This is a genomic window from Mesorhizobium sp. M0195 (assembly GCF_040322115.1).
Lineage (GTDB): Bacteria > Pseudomonadota > Alphaproteobacteria > Rhizobiales > Rhizobiaceae > Mesorhizobium.
Map to the genome: position 1 here is coordinate 508,492 of NZ_JAMYSV010000002.1, position 19,913 is coordinate 528,404.

Here is a 19,913-nt window from a genome sequence, read left to right on the forward strand (position 1 = left end):
GCTGCGCTACAGCTTCGGCGAACGCCACGCCGCTACCACAGCAGCGATCAGCATGAGCAGGGCTGCAACCACCGCCGACGCCGCAAAACCGAAAGTGGAATAAAGCGGTCCGAACGCCGTGGTGCCGACGAACACCGCGAGATACGTCACCGCGCTGTTCAAGCCCATGATCGTGCCGCGCCGCGCAGGATCGAGCGCGGACAGGCGCATTACCAGGACGTTCAGGCCGAAATGATTGGCAAGGCCCCAGACGGCTATCATCGCTATAGTCAGATGGAAACTACTGCTCGCCGCGGCAATCGCGACATAGACGGCCGCGACGAGCAGGTAGGCAAATGGCATGATACGCCGCGCGCCCAGGCGGTCGATAACGCCGTCAAGAAGTGCCGCCGCACCAAATCCGGCGCCATAAGCGAGCGCGGCCAGCCCGTTGGCGCTGACCGGCCGTCCCAAGCCATTGTGAAGGTGATCGCCAAGATAGCCATAGACACCATAGAACGCGGTCATGAATGCGGCGCAGGCAACCAGAAGCGGCACTATGCCGGGGACGCTCAAGGCGCCCAGCGGCGTCGGCGCCGGGCCGCTCTTCCTGACATCGCTCAGCGACGTCAGCGTCAGGCTTGCCAATGCGAGTGCTGAGAGCACCGCGACCGCCGCGAAAACAGCGCGCCAATGCACCAGGTCGGCAAGTACGGCCGATAGCGAAACCCCGGCGATCATGCTCAGCGTCCAGCCGGTCAGCACGACGCCTATGGTGCCGCTTTCGCGGCCGGGCGGTGCAATCGCGGCGGAGCTGGCGTAGATTGCCGGCATGGCGACACCTGCAGCTATGCCGGCGAGAAGCTGGGCCGCGACCAGCGCGTCACCGTCGGCGCAGCAGCGCTGGCGACGAGCGCTATCGCCAGCAGCAGCAACGCTCCTTGCAGCATGCGGCGGGCACCAAGCCGGTCGATATAGCGCGCCAGGAACAAGGCGCTCGCCGATGTGCCGAGCCCGAACGCGGCGGACGCGATCATAACCGCCGGCACGCTTGTGCCGAAGGACGCGGCCACCGCCGGTGCGATCGGACCGAGCACCAGCGAGTTCGAGCCGATCACGGCAATGCATCCGGTGAGGAGGTAAGCGAGCGCCGGGATAGGCGGCCTTGCCGTAAATGTTGCGACTTGATCACTGTTCGACATGCGGCGATAATGGCCGTATCAAATTCTGCATCAATAGGGAATTTCATTATGGATGAAGAAACAGATGGCATTCCGCAGAACAGGCCTGCCGCCCGCGATATCGATGCAATCGACCGAAAAATATTAAGCGTTCTGGTCGACGACGCCACGATCAGCTATGCCGAGCTCGGCGACCGGGTCGGCCTTTCACCGCCGGCAGCCCATGAACGCGTCAAGCGCCTCCGGCGCAGCGGCGCCATCCGCAACACCGCGGTCATCATCGATCCCAAGGCGGTGCACAAGCCGCTGCTTGCCTTCGTCCATATCGACACCAAGGGGTGGGGCAAGACGCCGGAGCTGATGGCTATTTCCGAACACCCCGAAGTCGAGGAGATTCATTCGGTGGCCGGCGACACATGCATGCTGATCAAGGTCCGCACGGAGGACACGCGGGCACTCGAAGGCCTGTTGTCGCGCCTCTACGAAACGCCTGGCGTCACCTCGACCCGAAGCTATGTGGTCCTGTCGACCTATCTCGAGCGGCCGGTGCAGCCGGGGATAACGACGGAATGGCCGACCCCCCGGCACATGGCCAAGCCGCTTTATTAGCTCATACGATTCTCACGCGTATCCAAAGTCGAACCGGAAACGTCTTAGGCACTGCATCCTGTGGTCATCCGTCGGGCCGGTTCGTTTGCGCCGGTTCTTGGATCCGACGGGATGCCTGTTGCGCAACCGGAGACACGCGATGAGAAAATTAATCGTAGGCAGCTTCATTTCGCTGGACGGCGTCATCGAAGCACCAATGGAATGGGCCTCGCCCTTCTTCGACGAGGAGATGAAGGAACACTCATATGAAAAGGCCGGCGAGGCGGATTTTTTCCTGCTCGGCCGCATCACCTATGAAATGTTTTCGGCGCGTTGGCCGCAGGTCAAAGGCAGCAAGTACATGGACCGCATGAATGGGCTGAACAAGCTCGTCGCTTCCCGCAGCCTCAAGGCAGTGAGCTGGAACGCGTCGCTGATCGAAGGCGACGTCGCTGCCGAAATCGCCAGGATCAAGCAGCAAATCGGCGGCAACATATTGAAGTATGGAGTGAGCAATCTCGACCAGACGCTGCTCGCCAACAGGCTTGTCGACGAGTATCAACTCTCGATCGTACCGACCCGCGTCGGGCATGGCAAACGCGCTTTCCAGGATGTCGACCCGTCCCTGGTCAAGCTGGAGCTTATAGATACGCACCGTTTCAAGAACGGTGTGATCACGCTGACGTATGTCCCGATGTGATCCGCCGCCGAATTGAATGCCGATGAAGATGCAGCCAAGACTTGACCCGACCGGGCTTTTCGACGTCCGCTACGCCGGCTTCCTGGGGACAGTCGCGCATTTGCGTGGACGGCTGCACCGCTACTGTGCACGTATGACCGGTTCGACGCTCGACGCCGAAGACGTGATGCAAGAGGCGCTGTTCGAGGCCTATCGGAAGATCGAGAAGCTGGACGATGCGACTGCTCTTCGCCCCTGGCTGTTTCGCATTGCACATAATCGCTGCATCGATTTCCTGCGAAGCCGGCAGGTGCGTCAGCATGCGGAGGCCAATTTCGTCGAAGACGAGATCATCCTGCCGGTCGAGCCGGCGGGCAAGGGCGCGGATCGCGCGATGGAACGGCTGGTGATCCACCTGCCGCCCAAGGAACGCGCCTGCGTCCTGCTCAAGGACGTCTTCGACTATTCGCTGGAAGAGATCGCCGATCTCGTCGGCTCGACCGTGGGTGGCGTCAAGGCCGCGTTGAGCCGTGGCCGCTCCAAATTGGGCGCCTTGTCAGGCGAGCCAATCGTGCGTTCGGAGCCCCAACGCGATCCGGAACTTCTGGAATTGCTCAGCCGCTATGTCGAACTGTTCAACCGCCGCGACTGGGACGGGGTTCGGGCGTTGACCAGCGCCGACGCACAATTGCGGGTCGCGGATTGCTTCAAGGGCAGGCTGTCGGAATCACCTTACTTCGTCGAATATGAAAGAGCCTCGACGGCCTGGAAAATGGCGATTGGCATGATCGATGGCGAGGCGGTGCTGCTCGTGCTCCACCATGGCGAAGACGGTTGGAAGCCGGCCCATCCGGTTCGGATCGAAGCCGCTGGCGGGACCATAAATCGCATCACCGATTATTATGCCTGCCGCTGGATCATGCCGACGGCTGGTGCGGTGGTCGTTTCCAGGCCGGCCTAACCAACAGGACATGCAAGTGTCCGGCATCAACCTCAATGAAATGGGATCAATGCCGGACAAGACATAGGGGGCTTACTGAAGCTTCGCCTGCAAGGCGTTGACGTCATCCGTCGTCATTTCGCCATCGGTCGTCACCTTGCCGTCGACGATCTTCCAGAGCCGGAACGGGCCGGTGATGTCGCCGTACTTATCGAAGGCTACAGGGCCGATGACGCCTTCGTAGCGGATCGGCTTGCCGTCCTTGATCAGGCCGAGCGCCTTGGCGAACTCGTCCTTGCCGGCATAGATCGGCGTGCCGGCCGGATCGACCGCCTTGTACATCGCGTCCTTGATCTTGGCCGGATCCTCGGAGCCGGCAATCGCGATAGCCAAGCCGACAATGGCGCCGGCATCATAGGACCGGTCGGCCGCCGGGTTCGACGGCTCAATGCCCGAAAATTCCTTGTAGTTCTTGGTGAAATATTCGGTCGATGCGGTCGGGCTGGTGCCCGAGGAAGTGCCATAGGCATCCTTCAAATAGTCGGCGCCGACGGATTCGATGAAATCCGGGCTGTTCATGCCGTCATTGAGCAGGAATTTCTGGACACCGCCCTGCGAAATCCAGGTACGGGCGATGGTTGCGCCATCGACAGGCGTGCTGACGAGGTAAAGCCCGTCCGGTTCGCCGGCCATGGCCGCGGTTACCTCCGAGGCATAGCTCGACTGCTTTTCATTGTAAGGCGTGTCGGAGACGATGGTGCCACCGAGCGCCTTATAGGCACGCGAGAATTCCGCCACCATGTTGACGCCGAAGTCGTTGTTGACGTGGATGACCGACAGCTTCTTGAAGCCCTTGTCGATGGCATATTTGGCGGCGGCGACGCCCTGCAGAGCGTCCGAGGTGATGGTGCGGAAAAAGATGCCGTTGGTCTTGCCGTCGCGCCCGAGCGCCGTCAGCGTCGGCGACGACGAAGCCGGCGACACCTGGACGATCTTGGCCGGCGCGGTGACCGAGGTCAGGATCGGGATCGACACAGAGGAGATGATGCCGCCTATGATCACCGGCACCTTCTTGACCTGCACGAGCTGGGTTGCGGCGTCGACCGCAATGTTGCCCTGGCTCTGGCTGTCGCGCGTGTCGGTCGCGAGATCGCAGCCGCGCACGCCGCCGGCATCGTTGATGTCGCGGAAGGCCATTTCGACCGACTTGGCGCCGGCCTGGCCGTATTCGCCGGCCGGGCCGGTCAGTTCCATGACGAGGCCGACGGTGATCTTGCAGTCGGCGGCCTGCGCTGCGCCGGCCGCTGTCAGCAAGGCGAGCGCGGTGGTGATCTGAAGTATCGTCTTTGTCATTGTTGTTCCCCTTTCGTTACACGACTCTCATTCACGTCTTGAGCCTGTTCAGCCTTCCGGCACCTGCAGCCAGGTTTCATGCAGATGTCGCCATTCGACGCCGTTAGGCGCCGATGAACTGGTGGTGAAAACGGCACTCGAGCGACGGCGGCTGTGCCTGCCGGCGCGTTGCTGTGCCTCGACGTAGCAGACGACGATCGTGTCCCCGGCCTGCCAGTCGGCCCGGATGTCCTCGATCGAGATACTGAAATCGCCGTCGCAGCTGGCGCGGCTTGCCCTGACATGGTCGAGCACCGCGTCACGATCGAGGACCTGGCCATCCGGTGCAACCATCTGGAAGCCTTTGCCCATGACGCTTTCGAAGCGCCTGAAATCTGCATTGTCCGCACTTGCTGCATTGAACCAGTCGACGAAGAAGCGGTGGAGATCGACCACCTCGACGCTGGCGCGGGAAAGCAAGGAGGGGTTTTCGTCCATGGCCGCGTTCATTTCCTGCCTGCATTCAAATTGTAATGCATGATCGAGCCGTGGCGGCCGTGACGGTCGCGTTCCAATGTGTAGACGTCGCCCAGCGGCCCCCGGCTTTGCGCGATTACGGCAGCGATCCTCGCCCGTTCGTCTGCATCGAGCGCGACGTCCATGATTCTGGCATTGGCAAGGGCGTGCGCCTGGTTGCGGGCGCCGACGATGACGGCCGCCACTTGCGGCTGCTGCAGCACCCAGGCGCTGGCGATGGTGGCGATGTCGACACCGCGGTGGTCGGCGATGGCCTTCAGTGTGCGAAGCAACTCCTGGAAAAGCTCCCAGCCGCCGAAATCATCGATGATCAGCTTGTATTTGACCAGCGACCGGTTTTCGAGCGGCGTCTGCGGCTCGGTAACGCCAAGCCATTTTTCGCTAAGGAAGCCGCCAGCCACCGAACCGTAGCAGAGGAAACTGACGCCATGCCGGCTGGCGAGTGCTGCAAGGCTGTTCGCCGGCCGCTGGTCGAGCACCGAGTATTGCAATTGCTGGCTGACCAGCGGCACACCCGCGGCCAGGATCTCGGCCAGCCGCAGCGTGTCGAAGTTCGTGGTGCCGATATTGCGCACCTTGCCTTCCCTGCGGATTTCGTCGAGCCAGCCCATCGCGTCGACATAGCGGGGCACCGAATAGTCCCACCAATGGAACTGCACAAGATCGAGGCGCTCAGTCTTCAACCGCCGCAGCGACTGGTCGACGATGCTGCTGATGTAGTCGCGGCCGATCGTGGAGAGCCGTTCGAGGTCAGGCACCAGCTTGGTGTGCACCTTCATCTTGGCGGCAGCGTCGAGGCCACGCTCATTGGCAAGGCGCAGGCGCGCCGCACCAATCAGTTCCTCGACACCGGTATAGATATCGGCGCAATCATAGGTCCAGATGCCGGCGTCGAACGTGGCGATCAGGTCGCTCACCGCCTGTTGGCGATCGACCGCGCCGTGCCCGCCGGCAAGCTGCCAGCCGCCGCGAATGACGCGCGAGATCGTGTAGCCGGGACTCAGTTCGAATGCCTTGGCGGTCATCTCTGGTCACTCTCCTTCGGCAGCGGAACCGCCGTGGTCTCGGCATGGCTGAACCGCCGCTTGCCCGTCCTGACGATCCGCAGCCGGCTGGCGCAATTCGGATCCGGACAAGCGATCTCGGCGTCCGACGTCATCCAGTCGTTCCTGTGGGTCGGGCGCTGTTTTGCCGCGAGCAGCGGCAGCACGGCTGATATCGAATAGATCGAAAAACCCTGGCCCGCCGGCATCGACAGCATCTCGCCCTTCAACTCGAAATAGTCGCCGGCCTTGGCGCCGCAATAGATCGGCTTGCCCTCGGGGATAACCGCCTCGACGCGAAGGTCGAAGAGTTCGAAACTGTCGTCTTGTCCGGCCATTCAGATCTCCACCCGGGTAAAGGTGATGTCGCAGGCGCCGTTGCGGCGGATCACGCCACAAGCGGCTGCGAATTCATCGCGCTGCTCAGGCACCACCTGCGCGACGACGCTTCCGGCAAGCCAGCCGATCGGGAACAGCAGGCGTGCGCCCGCTCCGTAGAACAGGCCGATATCGAAAATAGCATTCGGATTGCCGCCCCACATGCGCGGCGGCACGTAGGACAACACGATGTCGCCCGGCTGCGGCGTCAGCGTTGCATTCTCCGCCGGCAAGGGCCTGGCATAGGTTTGGCCCTCAAGATCGACTGATGGAACCGGGCAGGAAATCTCAGGCCCCGTCCACATCGCATGGATGCCGGCAACGACGCGCGGCTGCTCGAGATAGGCCAGCAGGAAGGCGGCATTGTCGGGCGCCTTTTCAGGCAACAGCAGTGCGGTCACGGAAAGCTGTGAGCGCGGCTCGGTGATGCTGATGCCAAGCGCCGTCATGCCCTCAATCCTTCCTTGCTTGTAGATTGGAGCTTGTCGCGCAGAAAGGCGAAGGGCCGGCTGATGTCGGCCACCAGGGCCTCGCGCGCCGCTTGCGCATCCTGCCTTGAAAGCGCTGCGACGATGCTGCGGTGGTAGTGGGCCGTATCGACCTCGCCGGCGTCGGAAAAGGCGTAGATGGCTACGCGGATGCACGGTCCGGATTGCAGCCAGAGGCTCTCGATCATCGGGATCAGCACGGCGGAACCGCAGCATCGGTAGATCTCGAAGTGGAAGCTCTGATTGAGCGTCGCCTCCCGGTCGATGTCCTTCTTGTGCTTCAGCGCCCGCATCTCGTCCCACTCGCCGAGCATGGCCTCGACCGAAGCGATCTGGCGCGGGTTCATGCGCGTCGCGGCCAGCGCGATCGCTTCGCCCTCGATCAGAGAGCGGGCGCGCAAGAGGTCGTCGATGCGCTCCAGCGTGATCGGCGGCACGCGCACTGAACGGTTGGGAAGCGCCTCCAGTGCCTTCTCGGTGATCAGCCGTCCGAGCGCCTCGCGCACCGGCATGGTGCTGGTGACCAGCGCGTCGGCGAGGCCGCGGATGGTCAGCACCTGGCTCGGCTCGAAAAGGCCGCCGATCAAGGCGCGGCGCAGCTCCGAATAGACGCGATCCTGCACGGTCTCGCGGCCGACCGGCGTAAGCTGGGCTGCGATCATCTCATTGTTCTTTTCGATGGCGGCCTTCTGCATAGGCAATCCCGGTCTTGGCCGTTTTCGGCTTGCGGAAGAAATTAAAGCCGAATAGCGTGATCAAAGCAAGGGTGATCACAAATCAGATCATAGGCGACGAAGATCGCTTTTCGGCCAGAGGAATTGATGAGCGACACGACGGAACGGCAGGAGGAGATCCGTACGCCGGTCCTCACGGCCAGGAACGTCCTCAGACGCTTCGGCGGCCTGGTCGCGGTCAACAATGTCTCGTTCGACGTCCGGCCGGGCGAAATACTTGGCCTTATCGGCCCGAACGGCGCCGGCAAGACCACGATGTTCGACCTGCTCGCCGGCAGCATTCTGCCGACCAGCGGCGAAATCCTCCTCAACGGCGTATCGGTGTCGGGGGAAGCTGCCCATCGCCGCATCCGCCGCGGCCTCGGCCGCACGTTCCAGATCCCCCGGCCCTTGCCTAACCTGACGCTGATCGAAAACGTCATGCTGGCTGCTCAAGGGCAGGCCGGAGAAAAACTGCTCGCCAATTTCCTGACGCCCCGGCGGGTCGCTGCCGAAGAAAGGGCTGCCGAGATAAGAGCCGTCGAACTACTCGAGCTCGTCACGATCGCTCACCTTGCGCACGAGCCGGCGCGCGTGCTTTCAGGCGGCCAGCGCAAGCTGCTCGAGCTGGCCCGCGTGATGATGGCCGACCCGGCGATCATCCTGCTCGACGAGCCGGCGGCCGGGGTCAACGCAACCCTGCTCGAGATCATCATCGACCGCATCCGCGACATCAATGCGCGCGGCATCACCTTCCTGCTGATCGAGCACAATATCGACATGGTGACGCGACTCTGCCACCGCGTGCTGGTCATGGCGAGCGGCCAGCTTCTGCGCGAAGGCACTCCGGACGAGGTGGCGCGTGACCCACGCGTCATCCAGGCCTACCTCGGAGGCACGGCATGAGCCAAAGGGTACTCGATGTCCGCGATCTCGAAGCCGGCTATGAGCCCGGCGTTCCGATCGTGCGCGGCGCCTCGATCACCGTCGACAAGGGCGAGATCGTCGTCGTCCTCGGTCCCAACGGCGCCGGCAAGTCGAGCCTTATCAAGGCCATCGCCGGCCTTGTCCCGATCACCGGCGGCACGGTGCTGCTGGACGGCAAGGATATCACGGCGTCGCCCGCCCACACCATGGTCCGCCTTGGCCTTGCCTTCGTGCCACAGACGGAGAACATCTTCCCGCTGATGTCGGTCGAGGACAATCTCAAGGTCGCCTGCGGCATTCTGAGGCCGCGCGAGGTCCCCGCCCGCATTGAGGAAATGTATGCGGTCTTTCCCGATCTCGCCCTTCAGCGCAGAACAGCCGCGGGCAATCTCTCAGGCGGACAGCGGCAGATGCTGGCCGTCGCGCGGGCATTGATCGTCCATCCCAAGGCGCTGGTGCTCGATGAGCCGTCGGCCGGCCTGTCGCCGAAATTCGTGTCGATGGTGTTCGAGATGCTGGCCGGCATCCGCAAATCCGGCGTCACCATCCTGCTGGTCGAGCAGAACGCGAAGGCAGCGCTTGCCATTGGAGACCGCGCCTACGTGCTGGTCGAGGGCAAGGAGCGGCACCAGGGCATCGCCTCCGAGCTCTGGAACGATCCGGTCGTCGCCGAACTCTACCTTGGCCAGCGCCGCCCCGACTTTGGGAAAGGAGGCGCGGCATGAACCTGCAATTTGTCGTCGACGGACTGCTGGCAGGCTCGATGATCGGCCTCGGCGCCATCGGCGTGACGCTCACCTATTCGATCCTCCGCTTCTCGAACTTCGCCCATGGCGACTTCATGGCCTGGGGCGCCTATGCGACGCTGGCCGTGGTTGGCGCCATCGGCGCGATGTTCGGCAAGATCGCACCGATCGCGCCCCTCTCCTTCGGTTGGCCGCTGATCGCCGCGCTCATCATCGGAATGGCGGTCACCGGCCTGCTGGCACTGGCGCTCGATCTGGTGCTGTTCGCGCGGCTGCGGGCCAAGGGCCAGGCGATCATCGTGGTGATGGCCAGCTTCGGCGCCTCGATGGCGCTGAGAAGCCTGCTCGAATTCATCTTCACCTCGCGTCCGACCTATTTCAGCCGGGCCATCCAGATCGCCATGCCCGTCGGCTTCGGCATTCGCATCACCCCCGACCAGATGGCGCTGCTGCTGCTGACGGCCGTGCTCGTGCTCGGCGTGCACCTCCTGATGACCCGCACCCAGACCGGCCGTTCAATGCAGGCATTGAGCCAGAACGCGGCACTTGCCCGCATTGTCGGCATTGACGTCGCCAGGGTGGTGCGCGTCACCTGGCTCATCGGCGGCGCGCTGGCCTGCGTCGCCGGCGTCATGATCGGCATTCTCATTCAGATCCGGCCATTCATGGGCTTCGAGATGCTGCTGCCGATGTTCGCGGCCGCCATCCTCGGCGGCATCGGCAGCGTGCCCGGCGCCGTTCTCAGCGGTTTGATCATCGGCATGGCCGAAGCGGGTGCCGTGCAATTGATCGGCGCCGAATGGCGGGCGGCCGTCTCCTTCATCATCCTGATGGCGGTGCTGTTCGTGCGCCCCATCGGCCTTTTCGGAGTGAGGGAACGCTGATGGATCTGCTCGGCTACGGCGCTTTCTTCCTGACCACCGCGCTGATTTTTTCGCTCGTCACGCTCGGGCTCAACCTGCAATGGGGGCTGACCGGGCTTTTCAATGTCGGGGTCGCCGGCTTCGTTGCCATCGGCGCCTACACCTCGGCACTGCTGACCACGCCCGACGATGCCGCGCGGCTCGGCGGCTTCGATCTGCCGATCCTTGTCGGCTGGCTCGGCGCCATGCTGGTGGGCGGCGTCGCGGCCGCCATCACCGGTATCGCCACGCTGCGCCTGAGATCGGACTATCTGGCGATCACTACTTTCGGCGTCGCCGTCGTCGTGCAACTGGTAGCGCTCAATGCCCAGAAGCTGACCGGCGGCCCATTCGGCATCGGCTTCATTCCGCGTCCGCTCGGCGGTCTTGCCGAAACGCCGTTGCTGTTCAACCTTTCGAACCTTGCGATCGTCTCGGTGGTGACGCTGATCGTCTATCTCGCGCTGGAGCATCTGTCGCGCAGCCCGTGGGGGCGCGTGTTGAAGGCGCTTCGCGAGGACGAGCGGGCCGCGATATCCCTAGGTAAAAGCGCACGTTTCTACCGCGTCCAGGCCTTTGCCGTGGGCGGTGCCATCATGGCACTGGCCGGTGCGCTGCAAGCGCATTTCACCGGCTTCATCGCTCCGGACAATTATTTGCCGGCGCTGACCTTCCAGGTCTGGGTGATGCTGATCGTCGGCGGCTCGGGCAGCAACATCGGCGCCGTCATCGGCAGCATCCTGGTCTGGGCGATATGGGCCGGATCTGGAGCCTTGACCAGTGTGTTGTTCTCGCCGGAGCAGCAGGCTCGTGCCGCCTCCCTGCAGATCGTCGCCATCGGCGTGATGCTGTGCGTCATCCTTCTGGTCAGGCCGAACGGCCTGTTCGGCGACAGGCCGCGGCGCGCAAGGTTCGGCAAGGGCGCGAAAGCGGCTCCGGACGAGAGCGCTGCAAGGTCATGAGCAACGTTGCCGTGCCACGCGGCCTTTCGCTATGGCACGCCGTCGGCCGTAACCGCCGCGACCGGCCTTCGCTCGAAGGTGCACTCGAGGTCGATCTGGCAATTGTCGGCGGCGGATTTTCTGGCCTTTCCGCCGCGCTGCACGCCGCCGAGAAAGGCATCTCGGTCGCCGTCCTCGAAGCCGAAATCATCGCCTGGGGGGCGACCGGCAGGAACGCCGGTTTTGTCGTGCCGAATTTCGCAAAAAGAGACCCCGACGATATCATTGCCCAGCTCGGACCCGACCGCGGCGAACACCTTGTCGGGTTCGCCGCCGGCAGCGCCGACCTCGTCTTCGACCTGATCAAGCGGCATGCCATCGAATGCGACGCCGTCCAGAGCGGCTGGATACAACCAGCCCATTCACCGACCGCTTTGCAAAAGACTAGATCGCGTGTCGAACAATGGGCACGGCGCGGAAGACCGACTGTTGCGCTGGATAGACCGGCGGTCGAGGAGCTGACCGGCGTTCGCGGCTATCTTGGCGGCTGGATGGATCGGTCGGGTGGCGTCCTCAATCCGGTCGAATATGCGCGCGGCCTCGCCGATGCGGCGGAAAAAGCCGGCGCGCGCATTTTCGAACATACGCGTGTCGCGTCGATCGATCACCTAGGCGATGGTTGGGCTTTGAAGACGGCCTCCGGCTCGGTACGCGCAGGAAAGGTGCTGGTCGCCACCAACGCCTATGGCGGGCCGCTGGATCGCGCGCTGCGGCGAACCTATTTCCCGCTGAAAATCTTCCAGATCGCGACAGCGCCGCTGCCGCGCGAGATACGCACTCGCCTGCTTCCTGGCGGGCAAGGCGTCGGCGACACAAGACGCAATCTCTTCACCTTCCGCTTCGACGGCGAAAACAGGCTGATCACCGGCGGCATGCATGTTTTTGGCCCCGGTGCCGACACGCGGGTGCCGCGGGCGATCTGGCGGCGCCTGGCAAAACACCTCCACCTCCCGGAGATCCCGCCGCTTGAATATAGCTGGTCGGGGATGGCTGCCGTCGAGCCCGACTTCCTGCCGCGCCTTGTCGATCTCGGCCCCGGCCTGATCGCGGGCTTTGCCTGCAACGGACGCGGCATCGCCATGACGACGAGCATGGGCAAGGTGCTTGCGGATTGGGCTGATGGAACAAAGCCTCAGGATTTGCCGCTGCCGTTTGCGCCGCCGGCGCCGATCCCGCTCCACGGCCTGACGCGGCACGCGCCAAACATGCTGCTTCCCCTAAGCATGCTGCGCGATCGGCTGGATGGCTGATCGACGTGCGTGTCCGTCCGCCGTCCTGATACCGAACCGCTAGACTCGCTCAAATCATGTTGTTAACGACAGCGGATGAAGCAGAACTATCTTTATCTCATCATCGGCGCTTTGGTCGTCGCAGTCATTGCCTTGGGCATTTACGTCTATCGCGAGGAGACCAAGCCGAAAGGCGTGGAACTTCGTATCGACGATTCCGGCATTTCAGTTCAGGAAAAGTAGACATTTCTGCTCCCCGACTTGCGCGCTAGAAGCCGACTTGCACCGTCTCAACCAAGCTCCAAGGTCGTTATCGCATAGACACCCGACTGCGTGAGCTGCGGCGCGCTTCCCTTGTACATTCGGGCAGTCTCGAAACCCGGTTGAAGACCTGCGGATGACAGCAAATCTGCCAATTGCCCGCTGGTTTCGGGAACGTCGAGATGGACGTTTCCGGGACCGCACATCTGCGCAAGCGTGGCGAAGAGACGGCTTGCCGCGTCCAGGCTGTCGGCAAAGAGCGGGCCGATCTTGCAGCCGTCCCGGCATTGGCGCGCGACGCCGTATCCCGCAATGGCGCCGTGCTTGAGGATCGCAAGCGCCATATGCGGCGGGCGCAGCCAGTGTTCCAGGAACGATCGCCTCGGGCCGGGAAAGAAGCGGCGGTCATAGTCCAATATGTCCGGCACGAAGTCCGGCCCTATTGTGCAAATGTCACTGCCGACCGCTGCCGGGACATTCGGCAATCCGACGAACCCGATCGTCCGGTAGGCCGGTGCAAAACCCATGCTGCGGTAGTTGGCCTGCTGTTCGACAACGCCGTCGAGGCCGATCGTGCGGTTGCCGAGCCGCGCCATGCCGGCATCCCAAACGGCTTTGCCATGACCTTGGCCACGCCTGTCCGGCCGGCAGATGTAGAGGCCGATGAAGCCGAAATCCTCGCCATAGGCAACGGCCGAAATGCCGGCCACCATCTCGCCTTCGACAAAGGCGCCGATGAAGCCCTGCGGGTCCGCTGCCTGGAACAGAGCGGCGTCGCCGAGGCCGGGATTCCAGCCTTCCTGCGCCGCCCAGTCGACAAGGGTTTCCACCTCTTCAAGTGCGAGCGTTCGGATCGTTCTGAGCATTTGCGATCACTCGGCGGCACCAGGCGCGAAGGACTTCAACGCGCCATGATAGGGCTTTGCCAATGGGCTTGCATAGGCGCCGCGCTTGGATGTCGTCAGGCCAAGCGTGATCAAGGCCTCGGCCTGCTTGACCGCGGCACCGACGCCGTCGATGACCGGAAGGCCGAATTCCCGCTGCAGCGCCGCCGCCAGATCGGCCATGCCGGCACAGCCGAGCACGATCGCCTCTGCGCGATCCTCGTCGATGGCGCGCGCAATCTCGTTGCGCAGTTTGAGCAGTGCGCCGGACGCCGGATCTTCGAGGGCAAGAACTGGAATGTCGGCAGCGCGCACGCGTGCCCGCCGCGCCATGCCATAGCGCTGCACCAGGCCTTCGACCGGCACGCGCGAACGCCCGGTGGTGGTAACGACGGTGAAGCGCTGGGCGATGAACGAAGGCCGTGCTGAGCGATGCCTCGCAGATGCCGATGACCGGAATGTTGGCCATGGCGCGCGCGGCATCGAGGCCCGTGTCGTCGAAGCAGGCGATGATCGCGGCCCCCGCGCCCGAGCGTTCGCCGGCGGCGATCTCGACCAGCAGGCCGGGAACGGCAAGCGCTTCATCGTAATAGCCTTCGATCGACACCGGGCCCATCGTAGAGGTAACGGCAACAATCTTCGTCGATTGAGCAGCGACCGATCGGGCGGCGACCGCGATAGTCTCGGTCATGCTGGCGGTGGTGTTCGGATTGACGACGAGGATCTGCACGGTTAGGCACGCTCGCGGCGGCGGCCGACATAGACAATTGTGCCGAGCGTCAGCAAGATCACCAGGAAGGAAAACACGGTCGTCACGGTGCCCAGCGCATAGAGCACCGGCGTCGTGACATTCGTCGTCATGCCGTAGATTTCGAGCGGCAGCGTGTTGAAGGTGCCTGACGTCATCAGCGTGCGAGCAAACTCGTCATAGGAGAGGGTAAAACCAAACAGGCCGACGCCGATCAGGCTGGGTGCGATCATCGGCAGGACGACATGCGCGAAGGTTTGCCACGACGATGCTCCGAGATCGCGCGCGGCTTCCTCGTAGGCGGGCGAGAACCGGTTGAAGACAGCAAACATAATCAGCACGCCGAAAGGCAAGGTCCAGGTCAGATGGGCGCCGAAAGCGGATGTGTACCAGGCGGGGCGGAAGCCGATCTGCTGGAAGACGACGCCAATGCCGAGACTGATGATGATCGAGGGCACGACCAGGCTGGCGACGGCCAGATAGAACAGTGCGGTTGCGCCGCGAAATTTCTGCCGGAAGGCAAGGCCGGCAAGCAGCGACACGGCGACAGTGACGACCATCACCATCAGGCCAAGGACGAGCGAGCGTTTGAAGCTGCCGCCGAAGTCGCCGACGGCCTGGCGCTCGAACAGGTTGGCAAACCAGTGCAGCGAGACGCCGTTCAGCGGAAATGTCAGACCGCCATTCTCGCCCTGGAAAGAGAGGATCAGGATCGCCGAAAGCGGGCCGTAGAGGAACTGCACGAAAACCGCGAAGAACGCCGCCAGCACGTAGAATTCGAAGCTGCGCTTGTCGTGTCTCAAAGTCTCACAGCTCCTTGCGAATGTCGACGATGCGCAGGATGCCCGCGACCATCAGCAGGACCAGTACCAGCAGCACGACCGCATTGGCAGCCGCCGCCGGATACTGCAGCAGCGACATCTGGTTCTTCATCATCAGCGCGACGGAGGCGCTCTGGCCGCCGGACATCACCTGCACCGTCGAAAAGTCGGCCATCACCAGCGTGACGACGAAGATGGTGCCGATCGCCATGCCGGGCTTGGCAAGCGGCATGATGACGTTCCACAACACCTGCCAGCCGGAAGCCCCGGCGTCGCGCGCGGCCTCGATCAGCGACTTGTCGATGCGCATCAGCGTGTTGAAGATCGGCGTCACCATGAACAGCGTGTAGAGATGCACCATGGCCAGCACCACGGCGAATTCGGAATAGAGCAGCCACTCGATCGGCTTCGGGATCAGTCCCATCTGCACCAGCGTCGAGTTGACCAGGCCATTGCGGCCAAGCACCGGAATCCACGAGATCATGCGGATGATGTTGGAGGTCAGGAACGGCACGGTGCAGACAAGGAACAGCACCATCTGCATGGCTGTGGTTCTGATATGGAAGGCGAGGAAATAGGCGACCCAGAAGCCGATAAGCAGCGTCAGTGCCCAGACGATGGCGGCGTATTTCAGCGTATTTAGATAGGTCTTCCAGGTAACCCACGAGCCGAGCGTGTCGGCGTAGTTGGTGGTCAGGAAATCCGGGTACATCGCCGCGAAATCGTAGTCCCAGAATGAGACCACGGCGATCATCAGGATCGGCAGCAGGAGGAACGCGCCGAGGATCAGCGCCAGCGGTGCCGCCTGGAGATAGGGTGCGACGCCGGCAAAGGAGCGCCTACGTCTGGCAGGCTTTGTGGCAATGGTTGCTGGCTGATCGAGTGCCACTGTCATCTGGAACAGCCCTGGGGTGTCGCAAAGGGCCGATAGTCCGGCACGCCGTGATCCTTCCCGCCCCCCTCTGTCCTGCCGGACATCTCCCCCGCAAGGGGGGAGATTTGCAATTTGGCTGCTAGCTCTCCTCTTGAAGCATTGGAGATTGGCGAAATCAGAGATGACGGCGCAATCTCCCCCCTTGCGGGGGAGATGTCCGGCAGGACAGAGGGGGGTGGGAAGGAATGAGGCATCTCAGTTGTTGCCCGGCTGCATCAAGCAGCGATGAACTCGTTCCAGCGCTTCACCATGTAGCGGTCTTCGTCCATGACCGAGTTCCAGCAGGCGACCTTGCCCATACGCTCTTCGAACGAGCCGCCGTCACGCACGGCGCCGGCCTTTTCCATGACCTTGCCGTCCGGCGACAGGATATCGCCCTTTGCCGGCTTGCCTTCGATCCAGTAGCCCCACTCGTCCTCGGACATGAACTTCTTGGCCGACACCATGTTGGCCGAGTAGTAGCCCTGGCGATTGAGATAGCCGCCCACCCATCCTGACGTGTACCAGTTGATGTATTCATAGGCGGCGTCGAGTTCGGCGCCGGAGAGATGGGCTGCCAGGCCAAGCCCGCCACCCCAGGAGCGGTAGCCTTCCTTGAGCGGCTGGAAGCGGCACGCGATGCCCTTGGAGCGGACTGCGGCCACGGCCGGCGACCACATCGACTGGATTACCACTTCGCCTGAAGCCATCAGGTTGACGCTTTCGTCGAAGGATTTCCAGAAGGCGCGGAACTGGCCGGCTTGCTTGGCTTTGATCAGGAAGTCGATCGTCTTGTCGATCTCCTCCTTGGTCATGTTGCCCTTGTCGGCGTATTTGATGTTGCCCGTTGCCTCCATGATCATCGCCGCATCCATGATGCCGATCGACGGGATGTTGAGGATGGCGGTCTTGCCCTTGAAGGCCGGATCCATGATGTCGGCCCAGGTGGTGATATCGCGGCCGACGAGGTCGGGGCGGATGCCGAGCGTATCGGCATTGTAGATCGTCGGCACCATGGTGAACCAATTGGTCGGCGCCTTGGCGAAAACCTTGCTGTCCTGCGCCTCGACGTAACCGACGGTATGCGGCGCGGTGCCCTGGGCAATGACGCTGTCGGGCGTCAGCTTGCCGGTTTTGAACAGCGGCACCAGCTCGTCGTAATATTTCAGCTTGCTGACATCCATCGGCTGCAGGACGCCTGTCGGGAACACCTTCTTGCAGATCCAGTATTCGATGTCGGCGATGTCGTAGCTGTCGGGCTGCGTCACGGCGCGCTGCGCGGCGGCGTCGGAATCGGTTGCTGTCATCTCCAGCGTGATGCCGAGATCGGCTTTGCACTTTTCGGCGATGGCATTGAGATTGGAGACGCCGGTGCCGAACTGGCGCAGCGTGATGTTCGATTGCGCCCAGATGGTCGGAAAGCCTGATATGGCGCCGGAACCGGCGGCGAAACCGACGGCGGCGGCACCTGTCTTCAGCAGCGAACGTCGCGATATTCCAGTCTTCTTGTCGGTGGTGTTGGTCATGTTCAGTTCCCCTGTTTTGGTTGGTTATGCTGGGTTTCAGGAATCGAGACGGCCAAGGACGATCGCGTCCTCGGCGTCCCAGGCGATCGGCACTGCGTCGCCGACGGCGACCGGCCTGGCGAAGAAGCTGGTGTCGTCGACGATCACCGTGAAATCCTCGATGCCGGCGCCATTGACCGAGAGCTTCACGGACGAGCCGCGGTACTCGACGTTTGCAATGATGCCGGTGAAGCCGAGCCCGGCTGCCGCCGGCACGCCGATGCGCACGTGGTCGGTGCGAATGGCGATGTCGATGGGCTCCCCGGTCTCCCTGCCCTGCCCGCTCGCGGCGAACGCGACGCCGCCGGGCACGTCGAAAACGACCATGCCGTCGCGACTACCGGCGACGCGGCCGGAGATGACGTTGTGGTCGCCCATGAAACGAGCGACGAAGGCGGTGGCCGGCCGCTCGAACACCGTGCGCGGGTGCGCCGCCTGCTCGATTCGGCCGTCGTTCATCACCACGATCAGGTCGGCCAGCGCCATCGCCTCTTCCTGGCTGTGGGTGACGTGGACGAAAGTGATGCCGAGCGATGTCTGCAGCTTCTTCAGTTCGGCCCGCATGCGGATCTTCAGGAACGGATCGAGCGCCGAAAGCGGTTCGTCGAGCAACAGCGCCTCGGGATCGGTGATCAATGCGCGGGCAAGAGCAACGCGCTGCTGCTGGCCGCCGGAAAGCTGCGCCGGACGACGGCTGGCATAGGCCTCCATCTGCATCAGCTTCAGCATGTCGAGTGCCTTGGCGCGGCGCTCTTCCTTGCCGACGCCCTTCATCTTCAGGCTGAAGGCGACATTGTCGATCAGGTCGAGATGCGGAAACAGCGCGTAGGACTGGAACATCATGGCGGTGCCGCGCCTGGCCGGCGGCAGGTCGGTAACCACTGTGTTGCCGAGACGCACGTCGCCGCTCGATATGCTCTCGTGCCCGGCGATCATGCGCAGCGTCGAGGTCTTGCCACAGCCGGACGGACCGAGCAGGCAGCAATAGGTTCCCGCAGGGATTTTCAGGCTGATGCCTTCGACGGCAGTCGTCGCGCCATAGACTTTCGAAACGGACACAATGTCGATTTCGGCGGCTTTGGACATCCAGCTTCCCCTTTGGTCGGATTAGCCAAAGCATCATGCGTGCCAGTTGCGCACCGCCGCACCAACCGGCTGAATCCTCGAAGAAATCAGGGCCGCCTCTATATGGCTGCCGATACGGCATCCTTGTGCAATGCACAAATTATAGGCGGTTGCCACCGATCCTCGCGAAAATCGTATGCAATCTTTTTCGTTCCTGTATTCACTTTGTCTCTCGTCCAAGCGACGCGATTCAGGATAGAAGAAGGCAGGACCACTGCCATGAACATTGCCAACCAGACTATCCCTGCTATCGAGGCCGCCAACGAGGATCGCGCGCAGGCGATCCGCGACCAGTTGCGCGACGCGATCGTCGATCGCCGGCTGGCGCCGGGAACCAAGCTTTCCGAGGGCGAAGTCGGCACGCTGTTCGATGTCAGCCGCACCGTGGCGCGCGCCGCACTGCAGATGCTCTCCTTCGAGGGATTGGTGCGCACCGAGCGCAATCGCGGCGCCTTCGTCGCCAATCCGTCGCCGGAGGAAGCGCGGCAAGTTTTTGCTTCGCGCCGGCTCATCGAACCCGGCATCGCGATTGCCGCCGTCGGGCGGATGACGCCGGCGCATGTCGCCGCGTTCAAGGCCCAGCTCGACGAAGAAGGCCGTTTCATCGCCGAACGCGGACCGAATGCAAGGCGATCGGAGATCAAGGCGTCGGGGGATTTTCACCTGCTTCTGGCGTCGGTCGCGGGAAACGTCATCCTGCAGCGCTTCATGGAGGAATTGGTCGCTCGTTCATCGCTGGTGATCGCACTCTATGGCCGCTCGGGTATCTCGAGCTGCGGCCACAACGAACACACGCAGATCCTCGAAGCGCTGGAAAATGGCAATGCCGAACGCGGCAGCGCCCTGATGCTGCACCACATCGACCATATCGAGGCCGACCTCGATTTGCGCGTCAGGAGCGGCCCGGCACTCAGGCAGGCGCTCGAGTTCTGA

General features: G+C 62.9%; 21 protein-coding genes and 2 pseudogenes. 10 read left to right on the forward strand and 13 right to left on the reverse strand.

Translation table 11 applies throughout. The features are described 5' to 3' along the window. Positions 1-6 precede the first annotated feature (6 nt). Positions 7-1,181 (reverse strand): annotated as a pseudogene (locus NKJ12_RS07225) (MFS transporter). Positions 1,182-1,229: 48 nt separating this feature from the next. Here NKJ12_RS07225 and NKJ12_RS07230 point away from each other — a divergent pair. The 3 genes from NKJ12_RS07230 to NKJ12_RS07240 all read left to right on the forward strand — a co-directional run bounded on the left by NKJ12_RS07230 (position 1,230) and on the right by NKJ12_RS07240 (position 3,388). After that, on the forward strand, positions 1,230-1,769 hold the full coding sequence (locus tag NKJ12_RS07230) for an Lrp/AsnC family transcriptional regulator (protein ID WP_352701839.1): 540 nt from the start codon (positions 1,230-1,232) through the stop codon (positions 1,767-1,769). A 139-nt stretch (positions 1,770-1,908) separates the two neighbouring features. Next, positions 1,909-2,448 (forward strand): dihydrofolate reductase family protein, encoded by a 540-nt coding sequence (locus NKJ12_RS07235; RefSeq protein WP_352701841.1) that lies wholly within the window; start codon positions 1,909-1,911, stop codon positions 2,446-2,448. A gap of 22 nt (positions 2,449-2,470) precedes the next feature. Beyond that, on the forward strand, positions 2,471-3,388 hold the full coding sequence (locus NKJ12_RS07240) for a sigma-70 family RNA polymerase sigma factor (RefSeq protein ID WP_352701843.1): 918 nt from the start codon (positions 2,471-2,473) through the stop codon (positions 3,386-3,388). Positions 3,389-3,460: 72 nt separating this feature from the next. Here the strand turns inward: NKJ12_RS07240 and NKJ12_RS07245 are convergent, their stop codons facing one another. Genes NKJ12_RS07245 through NKJ12_RS07270 form a run of 6 tightly spaced genes read right to left on the reverse strand, consistent with a single transcriptional unit; the run spans position 3,461 to position 7,840 of the window. Beyond that, the gene (locus NKJ12_RS07245; RefSeq protein WP_128244314.1) at positions 3,461-4,720 is read right to left on the reverse strand and encodes an ABC transporter substrate-binding protein; all 1,260 of its coding nucleotides are present in this window, start codon (positions 4,718-4,720) and stop codon (positions 3,461-3,463) included. Between the two features lie 48 nt (positions 4,721-4,768). Continuing rightward, entirely contained in the window at positions 4,769-5,197 is a 429-nt protein-coding gene (locus NKJ12_RS07250; protein WP_352505370.1) for a DUF4440 domain-containing protein, read from the reverse strand. A gap of 8 nt (positions 5,198-5,205) precedes the next feature. Further along, on the reverse strand, positions 5,206-6,261 hold the full coding sequence (locus tag NKJ12_RS07255) for an aldo/keto reductase (protein WP_352505371.1): 1,056 nt from the start codon (positions 6,259-6,261) through the stop codon (positions 5,206-5,208). Then, positions 6,258-6,617, reverse strand: coding sequence for a TIGR04076 family protein (locus NKJ12_RS07260; protein WP_352701846.1), 360 nt, complete (start codon positions 6,615-6,617; stop codon positions 6,258-6,260). Before NKJ12_RS07260 ends, NKJ12_RS07255 begins: the two co-directional genes overlap by 4 nt. Beyond that, entirely contained in the window at positions 6,618-7,106 is a 489-nt protein-coding gene (locus NKJ12_RS07265) for a DUF3830 family protein (protein WP_254818754.1), read from the reverse strand. Beyond that, a complete protein-coding gene (locus NKJ12_RS07270) occupies positions 7,103-7,840 on the reverse strand; it encodes a GntR family transcriptional regulator (RefSeq protein WP_352505374.1) in 738 nt (245 codons plus the stop codon). Before NKJ12_RS07270 ends, NKJ12_RS07265 begins: the two co-directional genes overlap by 4 nt. 126 nt (positions 7,841-7,966) lie before the next feature. Between NKJ12_RS07270 and NKJ12_RS07275 the strand changes: the two genes are divergently transcribed. The 6 genes from NKJ12_RS07275 to NKJ12_RS07300 all read left to right on the forward strand — a co-directional run bounded on the left by NKJ12_RS07275 (position 7,967) and on the right by NKJ12_RS07300 (position 12,906). Next, the gene (locus NKJ12_RS07275; protein ID WP_352505375.1) at positions 7,967-8,764 is read left to right on the forward strand and encodes an ABC transporter ATP-binding protein; all 798 of its coding nucleotides are present in this window, start codon (positions 7,967-7,969) and stop codon (positions 8,762-8,764) included. Further along, a complete protein-coding gene (locus tag NKJ12_RS07280) occupies positions 8,761-9,510 on the forward strand; it encodes an ABC transporter ATP-binding protein (RefSeq protein WP_352505376.1) in 750 nt (249 codons plus the stop codon). The genes NKJ12_RS07275 and NKJ12_RS07280 overlap by 4 nt, the downstream gene beginning before the upstream one ends. Next, complete coding sequence (locus tag NKJ12_RS07285) at positions 9,507-10,415, forward strand: branched-chain amino acid ABC transporter permease (protein ID WP_352701848.1); 909 nt, start codon at positions 9,507-9,509, stop codon at positions 10,413-10,415. Before NKJ12_RS07280 ends, NKJ12_RS07285 begins: the two co-directional genes overlap by 4 nt. Then, the gene (locus NKJ12_RS07290) at positions 10,412-11,395 is read left to right on the forward strand and encodes a branched-chain amino acid ABC transporter permease (RefSeq protein WP_352688736.1); all 984 of its coding nucleotides are present in this window, start codon (positions 10,412-10,414) and stop codon (positions 11,393-11,395) included. Before NKJ12_RS07285 ends, NKJ12_RS07290 begins: the two co-directional genes overlap by 4 nt. Next, entirely contained in the window at positions 11,392-12,684 is a 1,293-nt protein-coding gene (locus tag NKJ12_RS07295; protein ID WP_352701850.1) for an NAD(P)/FAD-dependent oxidoreductase, read from the forward strand. Before NKJ12_RS07290 ends, NKJ12_RS07295 begins: the two co-directional genes overlap by 4 nt. A 75-nt stretch (positions 12,685-12,759) precedes the next feature. Continuing rightward, complete coding sequence (locus NKJ12_RS07300; protein ID WP_023716676.1) at positions 12,760-12,906, forward strand: hypothetical protein; 147 nt, start codon at positions 12,760-12,762, stop codon at positions 12,904-12,906. Between the two features lie 47 nt (positions 12,907-12,953). Here NKJ12_RS07300 and NKJ12_RS07305 read toward each other — a convergent pair whose 3' ends face one another. The 6 genes and pseudogenes from NKJ12_RS07305 to NKJ12_RS07330 form a co-directional block, all read right to left on the reverse strand. Beyond that, positions 12,954-13,790: a GNAT family N-acetyltransferase gene (locus NKJ12_RS07305; RefSeq protein WP_352701852.1), complete on the reverse strand. Its 837-nt coding sequence runs from the start codon at positions 13,788-13,790 to the stop codon at positions 12,954-12,956. A 6-nt stretch (positions 13,791-13,796) separates the two neighbouring features. Continuing rightward, positions 13,797-14,538 (reverse strand): annotated as a pseudogene (locus tag NKJ12_RS07310) (aspartate/glutamate racemase family protein). A 2-nt stretch (positions 14,539-14,540) separates the two neighbouring features. Continuing rightward, entirely contained in the window at positions 14,541-15,359 is an 819-nt protein-coding gene (locus NKJ12_RS07315; protein WP_352701854.1) for an ABC transporter permease, read from the reverse strand. A 4-nt stretch (positions 15,360-15,363) separates the two neighbouring features. After that, entirely contained in the window at positions 15,364-16,272 is a 909-nt protein-coding gene (locus NKJ12_RS07320; protein WP_352701856.1) for an ABC transporter permease, read from the reverse strand. Between the two features lie 254 nt (positions 16,273-16,526). Then, on the reverse strand, positions 16,527-17,816 hold the full coding sequence (locus NKJ12_RS07325) for an ABC transporter substrate-binding protein (protein WP_352505383.1): 1,290 nt from the start codon (positions 17,814-17,816) through the stop codon (positions 16,527-16,529). Between the two features lie 36 nt (positions 17,817-17,852). Next, complete coding sequence (locus tag NKJ12_RS07330; protein WP_352701858.1) at positions 17,853-18,941, reverse strand: ABC transporter ATP-binding protein; 1,089 nt, start codon at positions 18,939-18,941, stop codon at positions 17,853-17,855. Positions 18,942-19,199: 258 nt separating this feature from the next. Between NKJ12_RS07330 and NKJ12_RS07335 the strand changes: the two genes are divergently transcribed. Further along, on the forward strand, positions 19,200-19,913 hold the full coding sequence (locus tag NKJ12_RS07335; protein ID WP_352505385.1) for a GntR family transcriptional regulator: 714 nt from the start codon (positions 19,200-19,202) through the stop codon (positions 19,911-19,913).

Excerpts from the sequence above, each read along its gene's own strand:
- NKJ12_RS07230 (WP_352701839.1), top strand. The coding sequence starts at position 1,230 with ATGGATGAAGAAACAGATGGCATTCCGCAGAACAGGCCTGCCGCCCGC.
- NKJ12_RS07235 (WP_352701841.1), top strand. The coding sequence starts at position 1,909 with ATGAGAAAATTAATCGTAGGCAGCTTCATTTCGCTGGACGGCGTCATC.
- NKJ12_RS07240 (WP_352701843.1), top strand. The coding sequence starts at position 2,471 with ATGAAGATGCAGCCAAGACTTGACCCGACCGGGCTTTTCGACGTCCGC.
- NKJ12_RS07245 (WP_128244314.1), bottom strand. The coding sequence starts at position 4,720 with ATGACAAAGACGATACTTCAGATCACCACCGCGCTCGCCTTGCTGACA.
- NKJ12_RS07250 (WP_352505370.1), bottom strand. The coding sequence starts at position 5,197 with ATGGACGAAAACCCCTCCTTGCTTTCCCGCGCCAGCGTCGAGGTGGTC.
- NKJ12_RS07255 (WP_352505371.1), bottom strand. The coding sequence starts at position 6,261 with ATGACCGCCAAGGCATTCGAACTGAGTCCCGGCTACACGATCTCGCGC.
- NKJ12_RS07260 (WP_352701846.1), bottom strand. The coding sequence starts at position 6,617 with ATGGCCGGACAAGACGACAGTTTCGAACTCTTCGACCTTCGCGTCGAG.
- NKJ12_RS07265 (WP_254818754.1), bottom strand. The coding sequence starts at position 7,106 with ATGACGGCGCTTGGCATCAGCATCACCGAGCCGCGCTCACAGCTTTCC.
- NKJ12_RS07270 (WP_352505374.1), bottom strand. The coding sequence starts at position 7,840 with ATGCAGAAGGCCGCCATCGAAAAGAACAATGAGATGATCGCAGCCCAG.
- NKJ12_RS07275 (WP_352505375.1), top strand. The coding sequence starts at position 7,967 with ATGAGCGACACGACGGAACGGCAGGAGGAGATCCGTACGCCGGTCCTC.
- NKJ12_RS07280 (WP_352505376.1), top strand. The coding sequence starts at position 8,761 with ATGAGCCAAAGGGTACTCGATGTCCGCGATCTCGAAGCCGGCTATGAG.
- NKJ12_RS07285 (WP_352701848.1), top strand. The coding sequence starts at position 9,507 with ATGAACCTGCAATTTGTCGTCGACGGACTGCTGGCAGGCTCGATGATC.
- NKJ12_RS07295 (WP_352701850.1), top strand. The coding sequence starts at position 11,392 with ATGAGCAACGTTGCCGTGCCACGCGGCCTTTCGCTATGGCACGCCGTC.
- NKJ12_RS07300 (WP_023716676.1), top strand. The coding sequence starts at position 12,760 with ATGAAGCAGAACTATCTTTATCTCATCATCGGCGCTTTGGTCGTCGCA.
- NKJ12_RS07305 (WP_352701852.1), bottom strand. The coding sequence starts at position 13,790 with ATGCTCAGAACGATCCGAACGCTCGCACTTGAAGAGGTGGAAACCCTT.
- NKJ12_RS07320 (WP_352701856.1), bottom strand. The coding sequence starts at position 16,272 with ATGACAGTGGCACTCGATCAGCCAGCAACCATTGCCACAAAGCCTGCC.
- NKJ12_RS07325 (WP_352505383.1), bottom strand. The coding sequence starts at position 17,816 with ATGACCAACACCACCGACAAGAAGACTGGAATATCGCGACGTTCGCTG.
- NKJ12_RS07330 (WP_352701858.1), bottom strand. The coding sequence starts at position 18,941 with ATGTCCAAAGCCGCCGAAATCGACATTGTGTCCGTTTCGAAAGTCTAT.
- NKJ12_RS07335 (WP_352505385.1), top strand. The coding sequence starts at position 19,200 with ATGAACATTGCCAACCAGACTATCCCTGCTATCGAGGCCGCCAACGAG.